This window comes from Nocardia asteroides, from assembly GCF_900637185.1.
In the GTDB taxonomy this organism is placed as follows: domain Bacteria; phylum Actinomycetota; class Actinomycetes; order Mycobacteriales; family Mycobacteriaceae; genus Nocardia; species Nocardia asteroides.
The window spans coordinates 4,240,872-4,260,413 of sequence record NZ_LR134352.1; the positions used below are offsets into that span (position 1 = coordinate 4,240,872).

The 19,542-nt window shown below is 70.9% G+C and carries 21 protein-coding genes; 10 read left to right on the top strand and 11 right to left on the bottom strand.

Annotation, left to right across the window (positions count from 1 at the left end):
* The first annotated feature begins 77 nt into the window (after positions 1-77).
* On the top strand, positions 78-806 hold the full coding sequence (locus tag EL493_RS19810; protein ID WP_019047058.1) for a histidine phosphatase family protein: 729 nt from the start codon (positions 78-80) through the stop codon (positions 804-806).
* Between the two features lie 49 nt (positions 807-855).
* On the top strand, positions 856-2,721 hold the full coding sequence (locus EL493_RS19815; protein ID WP_019047059.1) for a Na+/H+ antiporter: 1,866 nt from the start codon (positions 856-858) through the stop codon (positions 2,719-2,721).
* On the opposite strand, the gene EL493_RS19820 is transcribed toward EL493_RS19815, so the two are convergent.
* Positions 2,697-3,263, bottom strand: coding sequence for a TetR/AcrR family transcriptional regulator (locus tag EL493_RS19820; RefSeq protein WP_019047060.1), 567 nt, complete (start codon positions 3,261-3,263; stop codon positions 2,697-2,699). The genes EL493_RS19815 and EL493_RS19820 overlap by 25 nt on opposite strands.
* A 214-nt stretch (positions 3,264-3,477) precedes the next feature.
* Between EL493_RS19820 and EL493_RS19825 the strand changes: the two genes are divergently transcribed.
* Both EL493_RS19825 and EL493_RS19830 read left to right on the top strand, forming a co-directional pair.
* Positions 3,478-4,086: a TetR family transcriptional regulator gene (locus EL493_RS19825; protein WP_022566892.1), complete on the top strand. Its 609-nt coding sequence runs from the start codon at positions 3,478-3,480 to the stop codon at positions 4,084-4,086.
* Positions 4,087-4,099: 13 nt separating this feature from the next.
* A complete protein-coding gene (locus tag EL493_RS19830) occupies positions 4,100-4,756 on the top strand; it encodes an enoyl-CoA hydratase-related protein (RefSeq protein ID WP_019047062.1) in 657 nt (218 codons plus the stop codon).
* A 2-nt stretch (positions 4,757-4,758) separates the two neighbouring features.
* Here EL493_RS19830 and EL493_RS19835 read toward each other — a convergent pair whose 3' ends face one another.
* The 5 genes from EL493_RS19835 to mshC form a co-directional block, all read right to left on the bottom strand.
* Positions 4,759-5,601 (bottom strand): Abi-alpha family protein, encoded by an 843-nt coding sequence (locus EL493_RS19835; RefSeq protein WP_022566891.1) that lies wholly within the window; start codon positions 5,599-5,601, stop codon positions 4,759-4,761.
* 2 nt (positions 5,602-5,603) lie between these two features.
* A complete protein-coding gene (locus tag EL493_RS19840) occupies positions 5,604-7,022 on the bottom strand; it encodes a hypothetical protein (protein ID WP_019047064.1) in 1,419 nt (472 codons plus the stop codon).
* Between the two features lie 144 nt (positions 7,023-7,166).
* A complete protein-coding gene (locus tag EL493_RS19845) occupies positions 7,167-7,952 on the bottom strand; it encodes a universal stress protein (protein WP_019047065.1) in 786 nt (261 codons plus the stop codon).
* Positions 7,953-8,036: 84 nt separating this feature from the next.
* Positions 8,037-8,735, bottom strand: coding sequence for a dienelactone hydrolase family protein (locus EL493_RS19850; RefSeq protein ID WP_019047066.1), 699 nt, complete (start codon positions 8,733-8,735; stop codon positions 8,037-8,039).
* Positions 8,736-8,839: 104 nt separating this feature from the next.
* Complete coding sequence (mshC, locus tag EL493_RS19855) at positions 8,840-10,078, bottom strand: cysteine--1-D-myo-inosityl 2-amino-2-deoxy-alpha-D-glucopyranoside ligase (RefSeq protein WP_030202165.1); 1,239 nt, start codon at positions 10,076-10,078, stop codon at positions 8,840-8,842.
* A gap of 297 nt (positions 10,079-10,375) precedes the next feature.
* Between mshC and EL493_RS19860 the strand changes: the two genes are divergently transcribed.
* Together EL493_RS19860 and EL493_RS19865 are read left to right on the top strand one after the other, a co-directional pair.
* On the top strand, positions 10,376-10,804 hold the full coding sequence (locus tag EL493_RS19860) for a helix-turn-helix domain-containing protein (protein ID WP_019047068.1): 429 nt from the start codon (positions 10,376-10,378) through the stop codon (positions 10,802-10,804).
* Positions 10,801-11,649 carry an alpha/beta fold hydrolase gene (locus tag EL493_RS19865; protein WP_019047069.1) on the top strand — a complete coding sequence of 283 codons (849 nt, stop codon included), beginning with the start codon at positions 10,801-10,803 and terminating at the stop codon, positions 11,647-11,649. The genes EL493_RS19860 and EL493_RS19865 overlap by 4 nt, the downstream gene beginning before the upstream one ends.
* Positions 11,650-11,709: 60 nt before the next feature.
* Here the strand turns inward: EL493_RS19865 and EL493_RS19870 are convergent, their stop codons facing one another.
* The 5 genes from EL493_RS19870 to EL493_RS19890 form a co-directional block, all read right to left on the bottom strand.
* Positions 11,710-11,982 carry a hypothetical protein gene (locus EL493_RS19870; protein WP_019047070.1) on the bottom strand — a complete coding sequence of 91 codons (273 nt, stop codon included), beginning with the start codon at positions 11,980-11,982 and terminating at the stop codon, positions 11,710-11,712.
* A gap of 127 nt (positions 11,983-12,109) precedes the next feature.
* The gene (locus EL493_RS19875) at positions 12,110-12,907 is read right to left on the bottom strand and encodes an SCO1664 family protein (protein ID WP_019047071.1); all 798 of its coding nucleotides are present in this window, start codon (positions 12,905-12,907) and stop codon (positions 12,110-12,112) included.
* A 4-nt stretch (positions 12,908-12,911) separates the two neighbouring features.
* Positions 12,912-13,499, bottom strand: a complete 588-nt coding sequence (locus tag EL493_RS19880) for a DUF3090 domain-containing protein (protein WP_019047072.1) — start codon at positions 13,497-13,499, stop codon at positions 12,912-12,914.
* A gap of 50 nt (positions 13,500-13,549) precedes the next feature.
* Positions 13,550-14,260: a histidine phosphatase family protein gene (locus EL493_RS19885; RefSeq protein ID WP_019047073.1), complete on the bottom strand. Its 711-nt coding sequence runs from the start codon at positions 14,258-14,260 to the stop codon at positions 13,550-13,552.
* A gap of 32 nt (positions 14,261-14,292) precedes the next feature.
* Entirely contained in the window at positions 14,293-15,234 is a 942-nt protein-coding gene (locus EL493_RS19890) for an undecaprenyl-diphosphate phosphatase (protein WP_019047074.1), read from the bottom strand.
* A 230-nt stretch (positions 15,235-15,464) separates the two neighbouring features.
* Between EL493_RS19890 and EL493_RS19895 the strand changes: the two genes are divergently transcribed.
* The 4 genes from EL493_RS19895 to EL493_RS19910 are packed head-to-tail and all read left to right on the top strand — an operon-like array spanning position 15,465 to position 19,484.
* On the top strand, positions 15,465-16,442 hold the full coding sequence (locus EL493_RS19895) for an aldo/keto reductase (protein ID WP_019047075.1): 978 nt from the start codon (positions 15,465-15,467) through the stop codon (positions 16,440-16,442).
* A gap of 17 nt (positions 16,443-16,459) precedes the next feature.
* Positions 16,460-17,473 carry a heme/hemin ABC transporter substrate-binding protein gene (locus tag EL493_RS19900; RefSeq protein WP_019047076.1) on the top strand — a complete coding sequence of 338 codons (1,014 nt, stop codon included), beginning with the start codon at positions 16,460-16,462 and terminating at the stop codon, positions 17,471-17,473.
* Positions 17,470-18,591, top strand: coding sequence for a FecCD family ABC transporter permease (locus tag EL493_RS19905; RefSeq protein WP_019047077.1), 1,122 nt, complete (start codon positions 17,470-17,472; stop codon positions 18,589-18,591). Before EL493_RS19900 ends, EL493_RS19905 begins: the two co-directional genes overlap by 4 nt.
* Positions 18,588-19,484, top strand: a complete 897-nt coding sequence (locus tag EL493_RS19910) for a heme ABC transporter ATP-binding protein (RefSeq protein ID WP_019047078.1) — start codon at positions 18,588-18,590, stop codon at positions 19,482-19,484. The genes EL493_RS19905 and EL493_RS19910 overlap by 4 nt, the downstream gene beginning before the upstream one ends.
* The last annotated feature ends 58 nt before the right edge of the window (positions 19,485-19,542 follow it).

Genomic DNA, 19,542 nt, shown 5'->3' on the forward strand with positions numbered 1-19,542 from the left:
GCTATTCCCCGGCACGTCCGGGCACGACAGGACGAGCACGAAGGAATCCGATGACGGTGCAGCGACGGAGGGGGTGGGTGCCGGTGTCCGAGGGATTGACGGCGCCGCGCGCGGTAGCCGGACTGTGGGCGGTGCGGCACGCGCAGAGCGCGGCCAACGCCTGGTACGCGGACCCGGCCACCGAACTGCGCCCGATGCGCGGCACCGACGCCGGCATGGACCTCACCGAGTACGGACGATGGCAGGCTCGACGCCTGGGCGACTGGCTGGCCGGGCTGGCTGCCGCCCAGCAACCACAACTGGTGGTCTGCTCCCCCTATCTGCGCACCCGGCTCACCTGGGCGGTGATGGCCGAGGCCGCGGCCACCGGCAACCGGCATCTGCGCCCGATCCGCACCCTGGTCGACGAGCGGCTGCGCGACCGCGAGATGGGCGTGTTCGAACTGCACCCGTACAAGGCGATCCGCCGGCGCTCCCCTGAGGAAGCCGCCCGCCGCGAACGGGTCGGCAACTGGGTCTACCGGCCGCCGGGTGGGGAGTCGCTGGCCGATGTGGCGGTACGGGTACGCAGCTTCCTCGACGAACTCGACGTGGTCGCGGCCGGACAGCAGGTGCTGGTGGTGACCCACGACGCGGTGGTGCTGTCGATGCGCTACGTCCTCGAGGGCATGGGCGCGCCGGTGCCCGACTCGCTCGAGCCGGTGCCCAACGCGTCGGTGTCGCAATGGCGGCGGGACGGGTCGCGGCTGCAGCTGCGGGTGTGGGGCGAGGTGGGGCACCTGACGGGCGCCGAGCAGGCGGGCTGAGCGTCCCCCGGCGCCGCGGTGCGGTCGCGGTGCCGGCGGCGATGGAAGAATGCTGCTCGTGCATGTGGCGATCGGCTTGGTGGTACTCGTGGGCTCCGCGGCCGCGCTGGCGGCGCTGGCGCGGCGGTTCGGGGTGTCCGAGCCGCTGGTGCTGACGCTGGCGGGGGTCGCGGCCTCCTATCTGCCGATGGTGCCGCAGGTGCACCTCGAACCGGAGGTGGTGCTGCTCGGTCTGCTGCCGCCGCTGCTGTACACCGCCGCGCTGCGCACCTCGCTCGTCGACTTCAAGGACAACCTGCGCACGATCGCCTCGCTGTCGGTGGGCCTGGTGCTGTTCACCACGTTCGCGGTGGCGCTGGTGGCGTGGTGGCTGCTGCCGGTGCCGTTCGCGGCGGCGGTGGCGCTGGGCGCGGTGGTCGCTCCGCCGGACGCGGTCGCGGCGACGGCGATCGCGCGGCGCACCGGTATGCCGCGCAGCATCGTGACCGTGCTCGAGGACGAGTCGCTGTTCAACGACGCGACCGCGCTGGTGTCGCTGCGCGGGGCGATCGCCGCCATGGCGGGCGCGGTGACGGTGTGGCAGATCGGCGGGGACTTCCTGCTGGCCGCGGTCGGCGGCGCGGTGATCGGCGGTGTGATCGCGGCGCTGCTGGTGCTGCTGCGCAAGCGGATCCACGACCCGGTCCTGGACACCACGGCCTCGCTGCTGGCGCCGTTCGTGGCGTACCTGCCCGCCGAGCACTTCCATGCCTCCGGGGTGATCGCGGTGGTGACGTGCGGGATGATCCTGGGTCACGGCGCCCAGCGCTGGCAGGGCGCGGCCTCGCGGGTCGCGGAGACGACGAACTGGCGCACCATCCAGTTCATTCTGGAGAGCGCGGTCTTCCTGGTCATCGGCCTGCAGGTGCGCTGGATCGTCGAGGGCGCGTGGAGCAGCGGGCTCGACCACACCACCTTGCTGATCGCCGCGGCCGCGGTGCTGGCGGCGGTGATGCTGGCCCGCCCGATCTGGGTGTGCACCCCGGTGCTGGTGGCCCGGCTGTTCGGGCGCGCGACCGAGCCGCTCGGTCATGCCGCGGTGGTGTCGTGGGCGGGCATGCGCGGGGTGGTGACCCTGGCCGCGGTGCTGCTGCTACCCGCCTCGACACCGCAGCTGCCGGTGCTGGAACTGCTGGCGCTGGTGGTGGTCGGTGGCACGCTGCTGGTGCAGGGCACCTCGCTGCCGTGGCTGGTCCGGCTGCTGCGGCTGCGCGGTCCCAGTCGCGCCGAGGACGCGCTGGCGAAAGCCGATCTGCTGCAACAGGCTTCGAGCGCGGGCCTGGCCGAGCTGGACAAGCGGATCGGCCCGGACACCCCCGAGCCGGTGATCGAATCGCTGCGTCAGCGGCTGGTGTGGCGTACCAACGCGGCCTGGGAGCGCCTGGGCAGGCCCGAGGCCGAGGTGGTGACCCCGACCGCGGAGTACCGGCGGCTACGGCTGGCGATGCTGGGCGCCGAACGCGACGCGGTGCTGCGGGTCCGCGACGCCGGATCGGTGGACTACGAGGTGCTGCAGCATGTGCTGGCGCGGCTGGATCTCGAGGAATCGATGATCGACCGGTTCGACGAGGCCGATTTCGAACCGCGCACCGAGCCGCTGACCGGCGCCACGTCCGCGGAGGGCTGCGCGCATCTGGAGCAGGCGCCGCTGCTGCGCGAGCCCGACGAGGAGCTGGTGTGCCGGGAGTGTGTGGCGCAGGGGCTGACGTGGGTGCATCTGCGGATGTGTACCGAGTGCGGCAACATCGGCTGCTGTGAGTCCTCGCTGGGTGATCACGCGAGCGCGCATTTCCGGTCGGCGGCGCATCCGGTGATGCGCAGTGTGGAGCCGGGCGAGGTGTGGCGCTGGTGCTATGTGGACGAGGTGCTGGGCTGACGGCGGTGTGAGTAGATCAGCCGCGCGTATTCGGCGAGCAGCCGGTCCAGTTCGGTGGGTTCGCCGGTCGCGGCGAGCTGCTGGTAGCCGATCAGCATGGCCATGCCGAGTTCGGTGACGACGCCGGCGGTGTCGCTGTCGTCGACGACGCTGTCGATCACGCGGTAGACCGTACGCCTGCGGGATTCGTCGACCCGTTTGACCGTCACGTGCACCGATTCGTCGTTGGCCGCCCAGGCGCGCAGCGCGGCTTCGGCGCTGTGCTCGAGTCCGCCGGCCAGTGCCGACATGGCCCGCACGTCGGCGTCGGGGTCGCCGTGGCCCACGTCGAGCGCGCGTAGCTCGATCATCTGCCGGTTCTCCCAGTGTTCGAGCAGGGTGTCGACGAATCCCTGCCACGACCCGAAGTGGTGGTAGAACGAGCCGCTGGTGACCCCGAGGCGACGGCACAGCACCCCGATGTTGAGACCTTTGAAGCCGAACTCGGCGAGCACCGCCACGGCGGTGTCGTAGTACTGCTCCTTGGTGACCACTCGGGACATCGCGATGCCGTTCTGTTCGTGCGGACAGGGCCGAAGAATGCGAACAGTACCCGATTCTCACAACCCCTCGCGCGGACGTAACGAGGTCTACGATGCGCCCGAATCGATCGCGCTCAGACCGAAATACCAAGTGCTGGAACATAATACGTGGACAACGACCTGTAGGAAGCACCCGGATGGAATTACAGAGCAGACGCTCTGTAAACTTTTGTTCATGCCGAGACCGCGTATCCACGACCCGGAGACGGTGCTGGACGCCGCCGAAAACCTCGCCGCCCGTTCCGGTCCCGCGGCGGTGACCGTGCGCGCGGTCGCCGCCGCCACCGGCGTGTCCAACGGCGCGCTGTACCACTCGTTCGGCTCGCGCCAGGAAGTGCTGGCGCGCACCTGGTTACGCGCCGCACGCCGGTTCCTGGCCCTGCAGGCCGTCGACGTGGACCGCGCGATCGCCGCCGCCGACCCGGCCGCCCGGATCACCGCCGTCGTCGACGCCGCCGAGACCCCGGCCCGGCTGGCCGACACCCACCCCGACTCGGCGCGCGTCCTGCTGCTGGTCGACCGCGCCGAACTGCTCACCGGCGAGCTGCCCGCCGAACTCGACCGCGAGATCGCCGACACCGAGAAAGCCCTGCTGAGCGTGCTGATCCGGCTCGCCCGGGCGCTGTGGGGCCGGGCCGACCGGCGCGCGGTCGCCACCGTCACCACCTGCCTGGTCGACCTGCCGACCGCGCTGCTGCTGCGCCGCGACCGGCTCACCGATCCCCTGGCCCGCAGACACCTGCGCGCCGCCGTCCGTGCCGTGCTCGAACTCGGCCCCCGCTGAAAGGAACCACCTGATGCCCACCCTGCGCTACCACGACAAGATCGCGATCCTCGACCTCGGCGACGGGGAGAACCGCTTCTCCCCCGACTTCATGACCGAGGTGCACACCCACCTCGACGCCGCCGTCGCCGCGGGCGCCGACGCCCTGGTGACCACCGCGACCGGCAAGATCTACTCCAACGGCCTCGACCTGGACTGGTTGTCGGCCAACGGCGATCACGCCGCGGAGTACGTCGAGGCGGTGCACACCCTGTTCGGTCGGGTGCTCACGCTGCCGATGCCCACCGCCGCCGCCATCGGCGGACACGCCTTCGGCGCGGGCGCCATGCTCGCCATCGCCCACGACTACCGGGTGATGCGCGCCGACCGCGGGTTCTTCTGTTTCCCCGAGGCCGACATCCGCATCCCGTTCACCAACGGCATGGCCGCGCTCATCCAGGCCAAGGTGCCGCCGAGGACCGCCGTCGCCGCGATGACCACCGGCCGCCGCTTCGGTGGCGGTGACGCGCTGTCCTATGACCTGGTCGACGCCGCCGTCGCCGAGGCCGAGGTACTCGACACCGCGCTGGCCACGGTCGCGCCGCTGGGCGGCAAGGACCAGCCCACCCTGACCGCGATCAAGTCGGTGATGTTCGCCGGTGTCCTGGACGCGTTGCGCGGCAGGGACTGAGCTCACGGCAGCCGGGGGCCCTTGCCCAGGTAGACATCGCCTCGATCGTCACTGGCCCAGCCGCCCCCGGTGTAGTCGCCCAGCACGAAACACGCGTCGCAGAACTGCTTGCCGAACACCGACAGGTAGATGCTGCGGTAGGAGCTGATCGCCCGCATCTTCACCGACTTGTAGGCCGCCTGCGCGCGCGGCTGCGCCTCCAGGAAGGCGTAGCGGCGGAAGTCCGCGACCGGCTCGGTGGAGAAGCGGACCAGCCCGAGCCTGCTCAGATTGCCCAGGTAGTGGTGATCGCGTTCGGGCAGCGCGCAGCCGGCCATGTAGGCGATCATGTTGATGCCGTCGGCCAGGCGCTGCGAACCGATCCCGAACGGCGCCTTGGTGCGGATGTCGATCGCGGGCTGCGGTCCGGCGACCGCCAGGAATCGCAGGATGCGGGCCTCGTCGGGGGTCAGGTCGTGCAGGATCGGCACGAACGAGGGATGCAGGTCGCGCGGCTGCTGGGCCGAGTCCCAGCCCTCGGTGATCATCGCGTCGCCCATCGCCTTGAGGTCCTCGGCGCCGACGCTCGCCTCGAGCGGCCCGTACACCCCGGCGGCGGTGCCGGTGAGCCCGAGCGCGCTCAACGCGATGCGACGCAACGCCTCGACGCGCTCGTCGATGATCTGCGAGATGGGTTCGCCTGCGCGGATGTCGTCGGCCAGGTCGGTCGCGGTGTGCAACGCGCCCTTGGTGACCGCGCCGACGATGTGGCGCAACGACAATCCGGCGATGCGCGCCAACCCGATCAGGTCGGTCGGGATGCCGGGCTCCTCGGGCCGGTCGGGCAGGTTCTCTGGCTCGTCCATGCTCACACTCCGAAGACCAGCAGGTGCAGGGCGCCGACCAGTACACCGAGCGCGCCGCCGTGCGCGTAGAGCAGCCAGGCGTCCTGTTCGATGGCGGTGTACAGCATTTCGACGAACTCCTCCGGCGGCAGTTCGCGCAGCTTCTCGGTGGCCAGCCGGTCGACGCTGGCCGCGGTGGTCTGGGAGAACTCCACATCCTCGACCAGCCACGGCTTCATCTCGGTGGCCAGGCTCGCGCCCGCGGTGGCCTGGATGGCGTCGAAATGGGCCGGGCCCACCGCCAGCCGGGTCACCGACCGCAACGGGCCCAGCACACGGTCGATCTCAGCCTTGAGGAAATGCGCGATGACCGCGCGGGTCTTGTCGCCGCTCGGCCCGTCGAGCAGCTGCTCGGTGACCACGTCGAGGGTGACGATCTGATAGCCGATCGCATGCCCGAGATCGGCGGCCGCCTGATGCTGGCGCTTGGCGAATTTGGCCACGCCCCACGGATATCGGTAGCGCGGCTGCGGCGTCGCCGGCTCGAACACCACCTTGATCGCGATGATGTTGACCAGCACACCCACGACGGCGCCACCCACCAACACCCACGCCCAGGCGGGCAGGAAGTGCAGGATGTCGTAGAGCCAGCCGGGCAGCGAGATCAGCGCGGGCGTGTCCCCGTGCGGGGTGCTGTAGTGCAACAGCGACAGCCACAGCGCCACGATCACCCCGAAGGGGAACCCGATCACCCCGGAGCGGATCATGAACCGCAGCTCCGGGGCGCCGAGACCGTAGATGACGTCCTTGAGCAGTTCCGGTCGCCGCCGCAGATATCCCACCACCATCAGCTTCACATCGAGCAGCTGGTCGATGTTGGCGCCGATGAAATCGAAGGCACGGTCGGTGATCGCGGGCAGTTCGGCCTCCACCCGCGAATACACGACTTCGCGTGCGCGCGGCGGCATGTCGGCCCACAGCTGCGGATGCTCGGTGATCATGATCGAATCCACCATCGAGCGCACATTGGGCAGCGCCACCTGCGCCACCTGGGCGGAGATCTTGCGCGGATCCATCTGGTCGAAGAAGTCCTTGGCCGTACCGATCTTGGCGACGGCGTTGTCGACCATCAGGCTGGCCATCTTCTCGGCCCTGGCCGGGATGAAGCCCTGGAAGCCGAGAATGCCACCGGGCGCGAAGGTCGGCAGGATCTGCACCTTGCGCGGCAGCAGCGGGAAGATCGTCTTGAGGCCGGGCACATAGAACCCGGTGAACCGCACGGGCGCGAACAGCATGATCACACCGGTCCAGTTGGTGATCAGTCCGGCCATGGCGCTGAAGATCGGGATGCTGATCATGTCGACCCAGAACTTGCTCAGGCCGGTCGTCTTCTCCCAGTCGAGCAGGCCGAAGAAGCCCGCCGCTTCGATCCCAGCATTCATCCGGCGTCCACTCCGTCGTGTTCCGAACCTCGCGCGTGCGGTCATCATAGGTGACCGGATGGCCGCCGCCGGGCATGTTCGCCGGTTACCCGTTAAACCGGAGCAAACCTGAAACAACCCGGGCCGTGGCGGTGAGGTCGCCGGTCACGGATGGGTGGTGTTCACCAGCAGCAGGTTGGTGTCGATGTCGTGGGTGACCTTGTTGGCGACCGAGCCCAACAGGCGTGCGGGCCCGCTCATTCCGCGATTGCCGATGACGACCAGGTCGTACTTCCAGGCGGCGTTGCAGATCGCCTCGGCCGCGGGGACACCGGTGAGCACGTCGTGGCCGAACAGGTCCGGATCCGCGACGTCGGCGCGGCCCTCCACCTCCGCCAGCGTCACCGCGCCCGCGTCGTCGGTCTTGGCCGCGGTCACCAGGAACGGGCGCGCGCCCAGCGCGGCGGCGACGTCGTAGCCGCGGCGCACGGCGGTGATCGAACTGTCCGAGCCGTCGGTGGTGAGACCGACGGTGGTCCAGCGCTTGGGGATCTTGTGGGTGAACACCACATCGGATTCGCTGTGATGGGACACGTGATTGGCGGTGGAGCCCAGGAGTCGGGCCTTCGAACTGCCCAGGCTGCCGCCACCGATGATCAGCAGCGTGCCGGGTTCGCTCGCGGCGACCTCGAGCAGGACCGTGCCCGGGGTGCCGGGCAGTTCGCTGCGGTGTATCCGCGTCGCGCCCGCGGCGGTGAGGATCTCGGCGGCCGCCGCGGTGAGCTCGTCGGCCCAGGCCGGGTCGGTGCCCGCCTTGCGGCCGCCTTCCTTCCACACGCTCAGCGCGGTGACGTCCAGATCGAGTGCGGCGGCGAGCTCACCGGCCACCGCGACGGCGATCTGCGCGGACTCCGAGCCGTTGGTCCCCACCACGATGCGCTGGTACCCCATGTGACGCTCTCCGATCGACGGCGGGTCAGCTGCGCTTGGCCACAGTATAAACGCCGCACACTCCCGGCAACCGCCTCGGCGAGCTCAGTCGCCGACGCGCAGATGCCGGTCGAAGAAGGCGAAGATCCGCTGCCAGGCGTCGGCGGTGGCCGCCGCGTCGTACCCGAGGCCGATGCGTTCCAGCACCGCGTTTCCCGGCAGCACGTTGGCGAAACTGTGGGTGGCGTCCGGGTAGGTCTTGATGTCGTGCTCGACACCGTTGGCGGTGAGTGCCGCGTCGAGTTTGGCGCCCGCGCCGATCAGGGAGGGGTCACGCCTGCCGTAACTGGCAACCACCGGGCACGCGCCGTCGAGCAGCGCCTTGTAGTCACCGTAGAGGCCGCCGTAGAAGGGTGCCGCGGCGTGGAAGCCCTGGGGGGCGGTGAGCAGGGCGAAACCGCCGCCCAGGCAGAAACCGAGGACGGCGATGCGGCCGGTGCAGTCGGGGTCCTCGGCGAGGCGGTCACGGGCGGCGAGGATCTCCCCCACGGCCGGGCCGTCGCCGGTGAAGGCCAGCGCGCGGAACGCCTGCTGGATGCAGCGGGCCCGGCCGCGGGTGAACAGGTTCGGCGCGATCACCAGATAGCCCGCGCCGGTGAGGATGTCGAGCTGGTGCCGCAGGTCGGCGTTCATGCCGAGGCCGTCGTGCAGCACGACGACCCCGGGCCACGGGCCCTGCCCCTGCGGGCGCGCGATCAGCACTTCCAGCCGTCCGGCCGGGCTTTCGATCTCGATGGACTCCATCGCTCGAATCTAGATGCTCGCGGTGGTGGCCGTCGTGGATCCGGTGCGGAAAGCCGGTCGCGGGTCACCGGGCACCGTTGTGGCGCCGGGTGACCCGCGAGCGGTCAGAGCGTGATGCCGAGCAGGGCGTTCACCGCGTCGCGCACCAGCGCGGGCGCGGCCGGGTCGGCGCCACCGTAGGTCAGCGCCTGGTCGGCCCAGTTGTCGAGCGCGTCGAGCGCCTTGGGGGTGTCCAGGTCGTCGGCCAGGTGCTGACGCAGCCGCGCGACGGTGTCGGACGCCGACGGGCCCGTGGTCAGGGCCGCGGCTTCACGCCAGCGCGCCAGCCGGGTCTGCGCGGTGGTGAGGACCTCGTCGGTCCACATCCGGTCCTGGCGGTAGTGCCCGGCGAGCAGGCCGAGGCGGATTGCGGCCGGGTCGACACCGGAGCGGCGCAGCTTGGACACCAGCACCAGGTTGCCCTTGGACTTCGACATTTTCTCACCGTCGAGACCGATCAGGCCGGCATGCACGTAGTGGCGGGCGAAGCGGCGGGCGCCGGTGATCGCCTCGGCGTGCGCGGCCGAGTACTCGTGGTGCGGGTAGATCAGATCCGAGCCGCCGCCCTGGATGTCGAACTCGGCGCCGATGCGGTTGAGCGCGATCGCCGCACACTCGATGTGCCAGCCGGGCCTACCCGCCCCGAACGGTGCGGGCCAGGACGGTTCGTCCGGCCGTTCGGCGCGCCACAGCAGCGCGTCGATGACATCGCGCTTACCGGCCCGGTCCGGGTCGCCGCCGCGTTCGGCGAACAGCGTCTCCATGGTGGCGCGGTCGTAACCTGATTCGTAGCCGAACTGCTCGGTGGCGTCGGTGCGGAAGTAGATGTCGGGGTACTCGGCGTCGTCGACGACGTAGGCGGCACCGGAGGCGAGCAGCTTCTGCACCAGCTCCACGACCTCTTCGACGGATTCGATGGCGCCGATGTAGTGCCGCGGCGGCAGCACCTGCAGGGCGGTCATGTCCTCGCGGAACAGGTCGATCTCGGAGGAGCCCAGGTCGCGCCAGTCGACACCGTCGCGGGCGGCGCGCTCGAACAGCGGGTCGTCGACGTCGGTGACGTTCTGCACGTAATGCACCTCGTGGCCCGCGTCCCGCCACAGGCGGTTGATCAGGTCGAACGTCAGGTAGGTGGCGGCGTGCCCGAGGTGGGTGGCGTCGTAGGGAGTGATGCCGCAGACGTACATCTTCGCGGTCGCGCCGGGGGTGACCGGGCGGACCTGGCGATCGGCGGTGTCGTACAACCGCAACGGCGGCCCTGCTCCGGGGACGGTCGGTAGGGCGATATCGGACCAGGACTGCATGATTCGAGGGTAGAGCCCCGGCCGAGGCGACCGGACCGCGGCCCGGTCAGGCGGTTGCTCGCGGTGTCGCTCACGCGGCCCGCTACCTGCACACAAACGTGTTCCGCGAGCCACGTCAAGGGTTGTGATCAGGCAGATTCGCTGGTCAGCGGCCTGATCGGACGATGGATGCCCAGAATATTCCCCACCTGCGCCGATGATTGCCCCGGGGCGGCCCATGGCGACTTTTGTCACACGTTGCAGAGATCAATACTTCCCTATTGCTCCCTATTTGCACTTTCATTTAGGGTAGTTTGCATGACGGATCGCCTCTACTCCGTGGAACAGGTCGCCGATCTGCTCGGCCTGCATGTCCGCACGGTGCGCAGCTACGTCCGCGACGGCAAACTGCCCGCGGCCCGCATCGGCAAGCAGTACCGCATCGCCCACGACGAGCTCGAGGCGTTCACCGGCCTGCCGATCCCCGCGCCGCAACCGGCCGAACCGGCCGACCGGCACGCCGATGTGTCCTGCATCGTCGAGATCGACGGCGTCGACCGCGGCACGGCCGACCGGATCACCACACTGCTCACCGCCTCGGCGGCGACCCGCGGTCACGGCGACCGGCCGATGCGCGTGGAGACCGGCTACGACCCGGCGCGCTCGCGCCTCAAGGTCATCCTGCTGGGCGGACTCGCCGACACCGCCCGCCTGCTCGACTACATGGACGGAGTCCTGGCCTCATGACCACCATCTACACCTCCCCCGAGGGGCGCCGCGCCGTCGAGCGGCGCTACCGCGACCACCTCGACGCCTGGCCGGTGCCCCGCACCGAACTGCGGGTGCCGACCGCGGCCGGCGAAACGTTCGTCCTGGCCTCCGGCCCGGTGGACGGCCCGCCACTGGTCCTGCTGCACGGCTCGGGCGCCAATGCCGCGACCTGGCGCGGTGACATCGCCGACTGGTCGACGCGGTACCGGGTGTACGCGGTCGATCTGCCCGGCGAGCCCGGCTTCAGCGCGCCCACGCGGCTGCGGCTGGACAGCGACGCGACCGCGGCCTGGCTCGACGAGGTGCTCGACGCGCTCGGGGTGACCGGCGTGGCGATGGCCGGAATGTCGCTGGGCGGCTGGACCGCGCTGGACTACGTCCTGCGTCGCCCCGGGCGGGTCACGGCGCTGGTGCTGCTGTGCCCCGGCGGACTCGGCAGACACAGGTACGGCTGGCTGGTGCGCGGCATCGCGCTGCGGTTGCTCGGCAGGCACAGCGTGCGCGACATGGCGCGGGCCGGTCTCGGGATCGACGGGCCGGACGCGGAACCGATCCTCGACGACGTCGAACTGACGTTCCGGCATTTCCGGGCCCGCTCCGGACGGCTACCGCGGTTCGCCGACGAGCACCTGCGCACGGTCGACATCCCCGTGCTGGTGCTCGTGGGTGATCGGGACGCGCTGTTCGATTCGGCGCAGACCGCCGAGCGCACGCGCGCCGCGTTCCCGCGCGCGCAGATCGATCTGCTCCCCGGTGTCGGGCACGCCGTCCTCGGTCAGACCGCGCGGATCAGTGAGTTTCTCGACGCGAACTCCGCCTGAGCGGAGGGTGCACGGTGTCGCCGCGCGTCGGGTGCGGCGACACCGGGACTCAGCGAGTCGTCACGCCTGGGCGTAGCACTGCACGTTGAGGGTGTCGGCCTCCGGGCCGAACTGGGGCAGCGCGTAGTAGGCGGCACCGACCTGGTCGGCGGCCTGCACGGTGACCTCGGGCAGCGGCGCACCGGTGTTGCGGTCGGTGGCGGTGCACACGAAGGTCTTCTCGGACCACCAGCCGCTGGGGAACGCCTGCGCGGGCGCGGCCACGGCGGCCACGGCACCGCCGAGCAGCAGCGCGGCGGCGGAGGTGGTGACGATCGATCGGGTCGACGACATAGAGTTCCTCTGATCTTGCGTTGTAGACGAAAGTGCTTGGAGCACACTAGCACCGGCCCCGACCCGGAAAAGCAGCCTCACAGTACCCGACGACGGCCGATTCCGGATACCGAATCGGCGACGGAAATCAGAACGCGGGCCAGGGAATCGGGCGCGCGGAATGCGGGATCGGCATCACCGGGTGGTCCAGCAGCGCCTTGGTGCGCTCGGTGAGCGCGGTGATCTCGGCGTCGGTGATGTGCTCGGCCAGCGAATCGGCCACGGTGCCGGGCAGATTCGCGGCGAACGCGGCGATGTCGACCAGCAGCGACTCGTGGACCGGCCTGCCCGCCCAGCCCCACAGGACGGTGCGCAATTTCGGTTCGGCGTGCAGGCAGATGCCGTGGTCCACGCCGTAGACCTGGCCGTCGACCCCTTCGAGGGCGTGCCCGCCCTTGCGGTCGGCGTTGTTGAGCAGCAGGTCCAGCACCGCCATCCGCTGCAGCCGCGGGTCATCGGCGTGGATGAGCGAGACCTCGTTGCCCTCGCCGTCCAGGGCGCGCAACACCTCGCAGAAGCCGTCCGGCACGGTGCCCGGCCTGCACAGATCGACCAGGTCCAGCCGCGGCTTCGGCTCGGTGTGGTGGTCGACCGCGGTCACCCAGCGCTGCACCATGCCCGGCCCGAACGGGCCGTCGCGCAGCACCGTCTCGGGGATGACGCTCCAGCCGAGGTGCTCGGAGATCAGATACGAGGCCACCTCGCGACCGGCGAGGGTGCCGTCGGGGAAGTCCCACAGCGGACGTTCCCCGCGCACGGGCTTGTACACCACGCGCAGCGGGGCGCCGTCGGGTTCGGGTGCGGCGATCTCGCACACCAGCGTCAGGTTGCTGGCGACGCCGACCCGGCCGACGATGTCCAGTTCGCCTGCGGTGAGTGCGGTCACCGGGTCACTCCTCGTCGAGCTCGGCCGCGCCGAAGATCTCGCCGCGCTTGTAGCCGTTGGTGCGCACGCACATGTGCCCGCGCGCCGAGAGCGGTTCCCCGCACAGCGGACACGGCGGACGGCCCGCCGCGATCACCCGCGCCGACCGCAGCGCGAACTCACGTGCCTGGATCGGGGTGAGAAACACCCGCACCGCGTCGGGACCCTCCTCGGTGTCGTCGAGCACCACCGATTCGTCGACCTCGGTCTCGGTGATCGCCAGCAGTTCCACCACCACCGCGCCCGCGTCGGCGTCCCAGCCCAGTCCCATGGTGCCGACCCGGAATTCGGTGTCGATCGGCGTCACCAGCGGATCAACGTCGCGGACGTCGTCGCCCTGGGGCGGCACGTCGGCGCCGAAGCGGCGCGCGACCTCATCGAGCAGCAGACCCATCCGGTCGGCGAGCACCTTCACCTGCTGCTTCTCCAGCAGCACGCTGACCACGCGCGGTTCCTGCACGGCTTGCAGATAGAACGAACGATCGCCCGGTTCACCGACGGTCCCGGCGACGAAACGATCGGGGGTGCGGAATACATGGATTGCGCGTGACACATGCACCTCCTGATACGTGACCCTGGTCGACACTCACGAACACATTCCCTCTAAGGAGAATCGCGGTGTCCCGCATTCCCATTATCCGCGCCTGCCGCGGTGGGCACCTCTCCGCCGGGAGCCGGCGCCGCGGTGACGGCGAGCGCGGACAGGTCGGCGCCGGTGTCGTTGAACTTCCACACCGACGGCCCGGTGGGGCTGTAGCGGACGACGCTGATCGAGGCCGGCTCCACCGCGATCCGCTGGAAACTGTCCAGATGCAGGCCGAGCGCGTCGGCCAGGATCGATTTGATGATGTCGCCGTGAGCGCACGCCACCCAGAGCACGTCACGGCCTGCCTGCTCGGCCAGGCGGCGTTCGGTGTCGCGGATCGCGGCGACCGCACGCTGCTGGACCTGGGCCAGGCCCTCGCCACCGGGAAACACCGCGCCGGAGGCGTGCCGTTGCACGACCTTCCACAGCGGTTCGGTGAGCAGTTCGGCCAGCGGCCTGCCGGTCCAGTCGCCGTAGTCGACCTCGATGAGCCGTTCGTCGTGCTCCGGTTCGAGGCCGAGTTTCTCGGCGAGCGGGGCGACGGTGTGCTGGCAGCGCAGCAGCGGCGAGCTGGCGATGTGTTCGATCGGCAGGGTGGCCAGCCGGTCGGCGACCGCGGCCGCCTGCTCGGCGCCGCGCTCGGTGAGCTCGACTCCGGGGCTGCGGCCCGCCAGGGTTCGCCCGATGTTGGAGGTGGACACTCCGTGCCGGAGCAGGATCACCGTCATGGGACCAGCCTAACCATCGCCTGCCGGGTCGCTCAGGTCGCCGAGACGACGCCGGCGGCGAGCAGGGCCATCATCGTCAGGCCGAGGATGATCCGGTACCCGACGAACCAGTAGAACGAGTGCTTGGCGACGAACTTGAGCAGCCAGGCCACCGAGGCGTAACCGACGGCGAACGCGAGCACCGTGGCCACCAGCAGCTGCGGGCCGCTGGCGTTGAGGCCCTCACCGGCGGGTTCGAACGCGTCGGGCAGGCTGAACAGGCCCGACGCGGTGACCGCGGGGATGGCGAGCAGGAACGAGAACCGCACGGCGGCTTCGCGCTGCAGGCCCAGGAACAGACCCGCGGTGGAGGTGGCGCCCGAGCGGGACACACCGGGGACCAGCGCCAGGCACTGGGCCAGACCCATGATCAGGCCGTCGCGGGTGGTCAGCTGCTCGATCGGGCGGATCTTGCGGCCGTAGTGCTCACCGGCGGCGATCACGAGCGCGAACGCGACGAGCATGAACGAGACCAGCCACAGGTTGCGGGCACCGGTGCGGATCTCGTCCTTGAACAGGAAACCGAGCACGCCGATCGGGATGGTGGCGATGATCACGTACCAGCCGATGCGGTAGTCCAGTTCGCGCTGGGTGTCGCGTTCGTGCGCCTCGCGGGCGCTGCGGTCCATCACCGGCAGCTTGGTGGTGACCCGGTCGCCCACCGCGACCGCCTGCTGGGATCGTTCCTGCCAGCGCAGGCGCAGGGTGGTGAACCAGGCGATGATGATGCGCCAGATGTCCTTGGCGAAATACACCAGGACCGCGAGCTCGGTGCCGAGCTGGGTGACGGCGGTAAACGAGGCGCCCGCGTCCGCGCCGAAGAACACCTCGGAGACGATGCGCATATGCGCCGAGGAGGAGATCGGCAGGAACTCGGTGAGTCCCTGCACCAGTCCGAGTACCAATGCCTGGAACCAGGTCATCGACTCGCCCACCGTGTCCTCCTGCTGCCTCGCGCCCGAAAGACCGCGTCCTCCTGGGCTTTTGCCTCATCGCCGGGCCCGTGGGGGCCGCGACCTCGCAGCGACCCTACCCGTCGCCGGGGATCGGCGTCGCCCGCCCACCGCGAGAGCGGATTCACACCCGCGGCCCGGCGGGTCGCCGCCGGAGGACTGCGTGGGGCGCCCATTAGGCTGGGCGCCGTGACGAAAACGGCGGCGTGCTGATGGAACAGCGGACGGTGGGACGCAGCGGCCTTCGGGTCTCGCGGATCGGCCTGGCGACCCACACCTGGGGGACCCATACCGACGCCGACGAGGCATCGGTGCAGTTGGCGGCGTTCACCGAGGCCGGTGGCACGCTCGTCGACACCTCCCCCGTGTACGGCAACGGCACCGCGCAGCGGATCCTGGCCGATCTGCTCGGCGATCTGGTCGCCCGGGACGATCTGGTGCTCAGCGGCAGTGCGGGCGTCGTCCTGCACGCGCCCGGCGCCGGGGTCGGCGACAGTGTGCCCGCGCCCGCGGCGACCGGCCCCGTGGTCGACACCTCGCGCCGCACGCTGCTCGCCCAGCTCGATCACACGCTGCGCGAACTGGGCACCGACCACCTCGACATCTGGAGCGTCGCGGCCTGGGACCCCTACACGCCGCTGGACGAGGTGGCCGCCACGCTCGAGACCGCCGTGCGTACCGGTCGCACCCGGTACGCCGGCGTGCGCGGATTCGCGGCCTGGCAGCTGGCGAGCCTGGCGGCGATCGCGCCGATCACCGCGGCCCAGACCCCGTACTCGCTGCTCGCGCGCGGTACCGAATCCGATGTGATTCCCGCGGCCCGCCACCACGGGGTGGGGATCGTGGCCTCGGCACCGCTGGCGGGCGGCATCCTCACCGGCAAGTACCGCGACGGTGTGCCCGCCGATTCGCGCGGCGCCGACGAGGCGACCGCCGCCGAGATCCGGCGCAGGCTCGACGACGAACGCGCCACCCGGGTGGTCGACGCGCTGGTGACCGCGGCCGACGGCCTGGGCACCTCGCCACTGGCGGTGGCGCTGGCCTGGATCCGGGACCGCCCCGGCATCGCCAGCATGATCGTCGGCGCGCGTGACATCGGCCAGCTCACCGGGGTGCTGGCCGCCGAGACCCTGGAGTTGCCGCGCGCGATCGCCGCGGCACTGGACGATGTGAGCGCCCGTTCCGAATGATGGCTAGCCTTACCTGCATGAGACTGCGTGGTGTGCTGACGGCCCTGCTCGCGGCGACGGTGCTGACCGGCGCCGTCGCCTGCACCGACGGCAACACCGCATCGACTGCCGGCACCGGCGGTCCTGCCACCGCCCGGCTGACCGACCTCGACCCGGTCCCCCTCGGCGCCCCGCCTGCCCCGGCCCTGCCCGCGACGGTCCGTTCCTTCGACGGCACCGAGGTGACGGTGACCGACGCGTCGCGCATCATCGCCGTCGACCGGTACGGCACCCTCGCCCAGACCGTGTACGCGCTCGGGCTCGGCGCGAACCTGGTGGGTCGCAGCACCTCGGCCTCGTTCCCGGCCGTGGCCGGCGTGGCGAACGTGGCGGGCGGCAACGGCAGCCTCAGCGTCGAAGCGGTGCTGGCCCTGCGCCCGTCGGTGTTCCTCACCGACACCACCAGCGCCGCCCCCGCCGTCCGCGACCAGCTGCGCGCCGCGGGCGTCACCGTCGTCTACTTCGACCCCGACCGCACCATGGACGGTGTCGTCCCGCAGATCGAGGCCGTGGCCGCCGCGCTCGGCGTCCCCGAGGCGGGCACCCGGCTCGGACAGCGCACCCGCGACGAGATCACCGCGGCCACCGCCGCCGTGCCGAAGCAGGACCCGAAGCCGACGATCGCGTTCCTGTACCTGCGCAGCACCGCGATCACGATGATCGCCGGTCGCGGGTCGGGCGCGGACTCGCTGATCACCGCCATCGGCGGCGTCGACGCCGGGACCGCGGCCGGAGTGAACGAACCGTTCACCGCCATCACCAGCGAAGCGATGATCGCCGCGGCGCCCGACGTGCTGCTGGTGATGTCGGACGGCCTGAAGTCGGTCGGCGGCATCGACGGCCTGGTGAAGGTCCCCGGCATCGCCCAGACACCCGCCGGACGCAACCGCCGGGTCATCGACATGTCCGACGCGGTGCTGCTCAGTTTCGGTCCCAATACCGGCCGTGTCATCACCGCCCTGTCCGACGCCGTCTACGGCAAGCCCGCATGAGCGATGCCCCCGACGTGACGACCTCGGCACACCCGCCGCGGATCGACGACGCCACCCCCGATCCCCTGCCGCACCCCAAGCACCGCGCCACTCGCGTGACCGTGGTGTTCGCCGTGGCGCTGCTGGCGCTGCTCGTGCTCGCGCTGGTCTCGGCGGTGCTGGGGCAGGTGCCGACCACCGCGGCCGAGGTGCTGGGCAGTGTCGCGCACCGGATCGGACTCGATCTCGGTCCGCTGCCCGCCCATCCGGCGGGTGAGGTGGCCCTGTGGGAGGTGCGGTTCCCGCGGGTCGTGCTCGCGATCCTGGTCGGGGCGGTGCTCGCCACGGCGGGGGCGCTGCTGCAGGGCGTGTTCGCCAATCCACTGGCCGAACCGGGCGTGATCGGGGTGTCGGCGGGTGCCGCGGTCGGCGCGGGCACGGTCATCGTCGTCGGTGGCGCGTTCGTGGCGGCCTGGTCGGTGGCGGCGGCCGCGTTCGTCGCCGGGCTGATCACCACGGCGCTGGTCTATGTGCTGTCGCGTTCGCACGGGCGGACCGAAGTGGTGACGCTGATCCTGACCGGCGTCGCGATCAACGCCTTCGCCGGCGGGCTGATCGCGCTGCTGCTGTTCGTGGCGTCGCCCGCCGCCCGCGACCAGATCGTGTTCTGGCAGCTCGGCAGCCTCAACGGCGCCACCTGGCCGTCGGTGGCGATCGTGGCGACGCTGGCCTCGGTCGGGTTGCTCGCCGCGATTCTCATCGCACCGCGCCTGGACCTGCTGGCGCTGGGCGACTCGGCCGCGCGGCACCTGGGCGTCGACGTGGAACGGCTGCGCAGGCAGGTGATCGTGGTGGTGGCCGTGCTCACCGCGGCGGGCGTGGCGTTCAGCGGCATCATCCTGTTCGTCGGGCTGATCGTGCCGCACGTGGTGCGGATGCTGGTGGGCCCCGGTCACCGCGTGCTGGTGCCGTTGAGCGCGGTGCTCGGCGCGGTGGTGCTGCTGGGCGCCGATGTGCTCGCGCGCACGCTGGTCGACAATGCCGACCTGCCGCTGGGCATGCTGACCTCGCTCATCGGCGGCCCGTTCTTCTTCTGGCTGCTGCGGCGCACCCGCGCCAGGGCGGGAGGCTGGGGATGACCGACATCCGCCCGCACGATCCCGCCGTCGTCACCACGCCGCGCGCCCCGCGCACGCGATCGTGGCGCAGCGTGTTCGCCCGCACCCCCGAAGTCCCCACCCGGCCGGAGCCGGGCACGGTCACCCTGCGCGCGACCGGGCTCACCGTGCGGCGCGGCACCCGGACGGTGCTCGACGACGTCGACTTCCAGGTGGCCGCGGGCGAGATCGTCGCGCTCGTCGGTCCCAACGGCGCCGGGAAGTCGAGTCTGCTGGCCGCGCTGGCGGGCGAGCTGGACGCGACCGCGGGCACGGTGAAGCTCGAGGGACACGCCCTGTCGCACTGGACCCACGCCGATATGGCGCGGCGGCGCGCGGTGCTGCCGCAATCGCACGCGGTCGGGTTCCCGTTCACCGCCAGGGAAGTCGTCGCCATGGGTCGCGCGCCCTGGCTGCACACTCCCGCCGCCGACCGCGACGACGAGCTGATCGCCGCCGCGCTGGCCGCCACCGATGTGACCCATCTGGCCGGCCGGGTGTTCCCGTCGCTGTCCGGCGGTGAGCGGGCGCGGGTGGCGCTGGCGCGGGTGCTGGCCCAGGACACCGCGACGCTGCTGCTCGACGAGCCCACCGCCGCCCTCGATCTCGGTCACCAGGAGGCGGTGCTGCGCCTGGCCGCCGACCGGGCCCGCGCGGGGACGGCGGTCGTCGTGGTCGTGCACGATCTCGGCGTGGCCGCCGCCTACGCCGATCGGGTGAGCGTGCTCGACGACGGCCGGATCGCCGCCGACGGACCGCCACGCGAGGTACTCACCCGGGAGCTCCTCACCCAGGTCTACCGGCATCCGGTCGACGTCTTCGATCACCCGGCCACGGGTGACCAGCTGGTATTGCCCGAACGCGGCCGCCGCTGAACCCCGATTGCCCACGGCGGCAACATCTCCCACACGCCGGTTATTGACCCCAAGGTCC

Excerpts from the sequence above, each read along its gene's own strand:
- EL493_RS19815 (WP_019047059.1), top strand. The coding sequence starts at position 856 with ATGCTGCTCGTGCATGTGGCGATCGGCTTGGTGGTACTCGTGGGCTCC.
- EL493_RS19820 (WP_019047060.1), bottom strand. The coding sequence starts at position 3,263 with ATGTCCCGAGTGGTCACCAAGGAGCAGTACTACGACACCGCCGTGGCG.
- EL493_RS19825 (WP_022566892.1), top strand. The coding sequence starts at position 3,478 with ATGCCGAGACCGCGTATCCACGACCCGGAGACGGTGCTGGACGCCGCC.
- EL493_RS19830 (WP_019047062.1), top strand. The coding sequence starts at position 4,100 with ATGCCCACCCTGCGCTACCACGACAAGATCGCGATCCTCGACCTCGGC.
- EL493_RS19835 (WP_022566891.1), bottom strand. The coding sequence starts at position 5,601 with ATGGACGAGCCAGAGAACCTGCCCGACCGGCCCGAGGAGCCCGGCATC.
- EL493_RS19840 (WP_019047064.1), bottom strand. The coding sequence starts at position 7,022 with ATGAATGCTGGGATCGAAGCGGCGGGCTTCTTCGGCCTGCTCGACTGG.
- EL493_RS19845 (WP_019047065.1), bottom strand. The coding sequence starts at position 7,952 with ATGGGGTACCAGCGCATCGTGGTGGGGACCAACGGCTCGGAGTCCGCG.
- EL493_RS19850 (WP_019047066.1), bottom strand. The coding sequence starts at position 8,735 with ATGGAGTCCATCGAGATCGAAAGCCCGGCCGGACGGCTGGAAGTGCTG.
- mshC (WP_030202165.1), bottom strand. The coding sequence starts at position 10,078 with ATGCAGTCCTGGTCCGATATCGCCCTACCGACCGTCCCCGGAGCAGGG.
- EL493_RS19860 (WP_019047068.1), top strand. The coding sequence starts at position 10,376 with ATGACGGATCGCCTCTACTCCGTGGAACAGGTCGCCGATCTGCTCGGC.
- EL493_RS19865 (WP_019047069.1), top strand. The coding sequence starts at position 10,801 with ATGACCACCATCTACACCTCCCCCGAGGGGCGCCGCGCCGTCGAGCGG.
- EL493_RS19870 (WP_019047070.1), bottom strand. The coding sequence starts at position 11,982 with ATGTCGTCGACCCGATCGATCGTCACCACCTCCGCCGCCGCGCTGCTG.
- EL493_RS19885 (WP_019047073.1), bottom strand. The coding sequence starts at position 14,260 with ATGACGGTGATCCTGCTCCGGCACGGAGTGTCCACCTCCAACATCGGG.
- EL493_RS19895 (WP_019047075.1), top strand. The coding sequence starts at position 15,465 with ATGGAACAGCGGACGGTGGGACGCAGCGGCCTTCGGGTCTCGCGGATC.
- EL493_RS19900 (WP_019047076.1), top strand. The coding sequence starts at position 16,460 with ATGAGACTGCGTGGTGTGCTGACGGCCCTGCTCGCGGCGACGGTGCTG.
- EL493_RS19905 (WP_019047077.1), top strand. The coding sequence starts at position 17,470 with ATGAGCGATGCCCCCGACGTGACGACCTCGGCACACCCGCCGCGGATC.
- EL493_RS19910 (WP_019047078.1), top strand. The coding sequence starts at position 18,588 with ATGACCGACATCCGCCCGCACGATCCCGCCGTCGTCACCACGCCGCGC.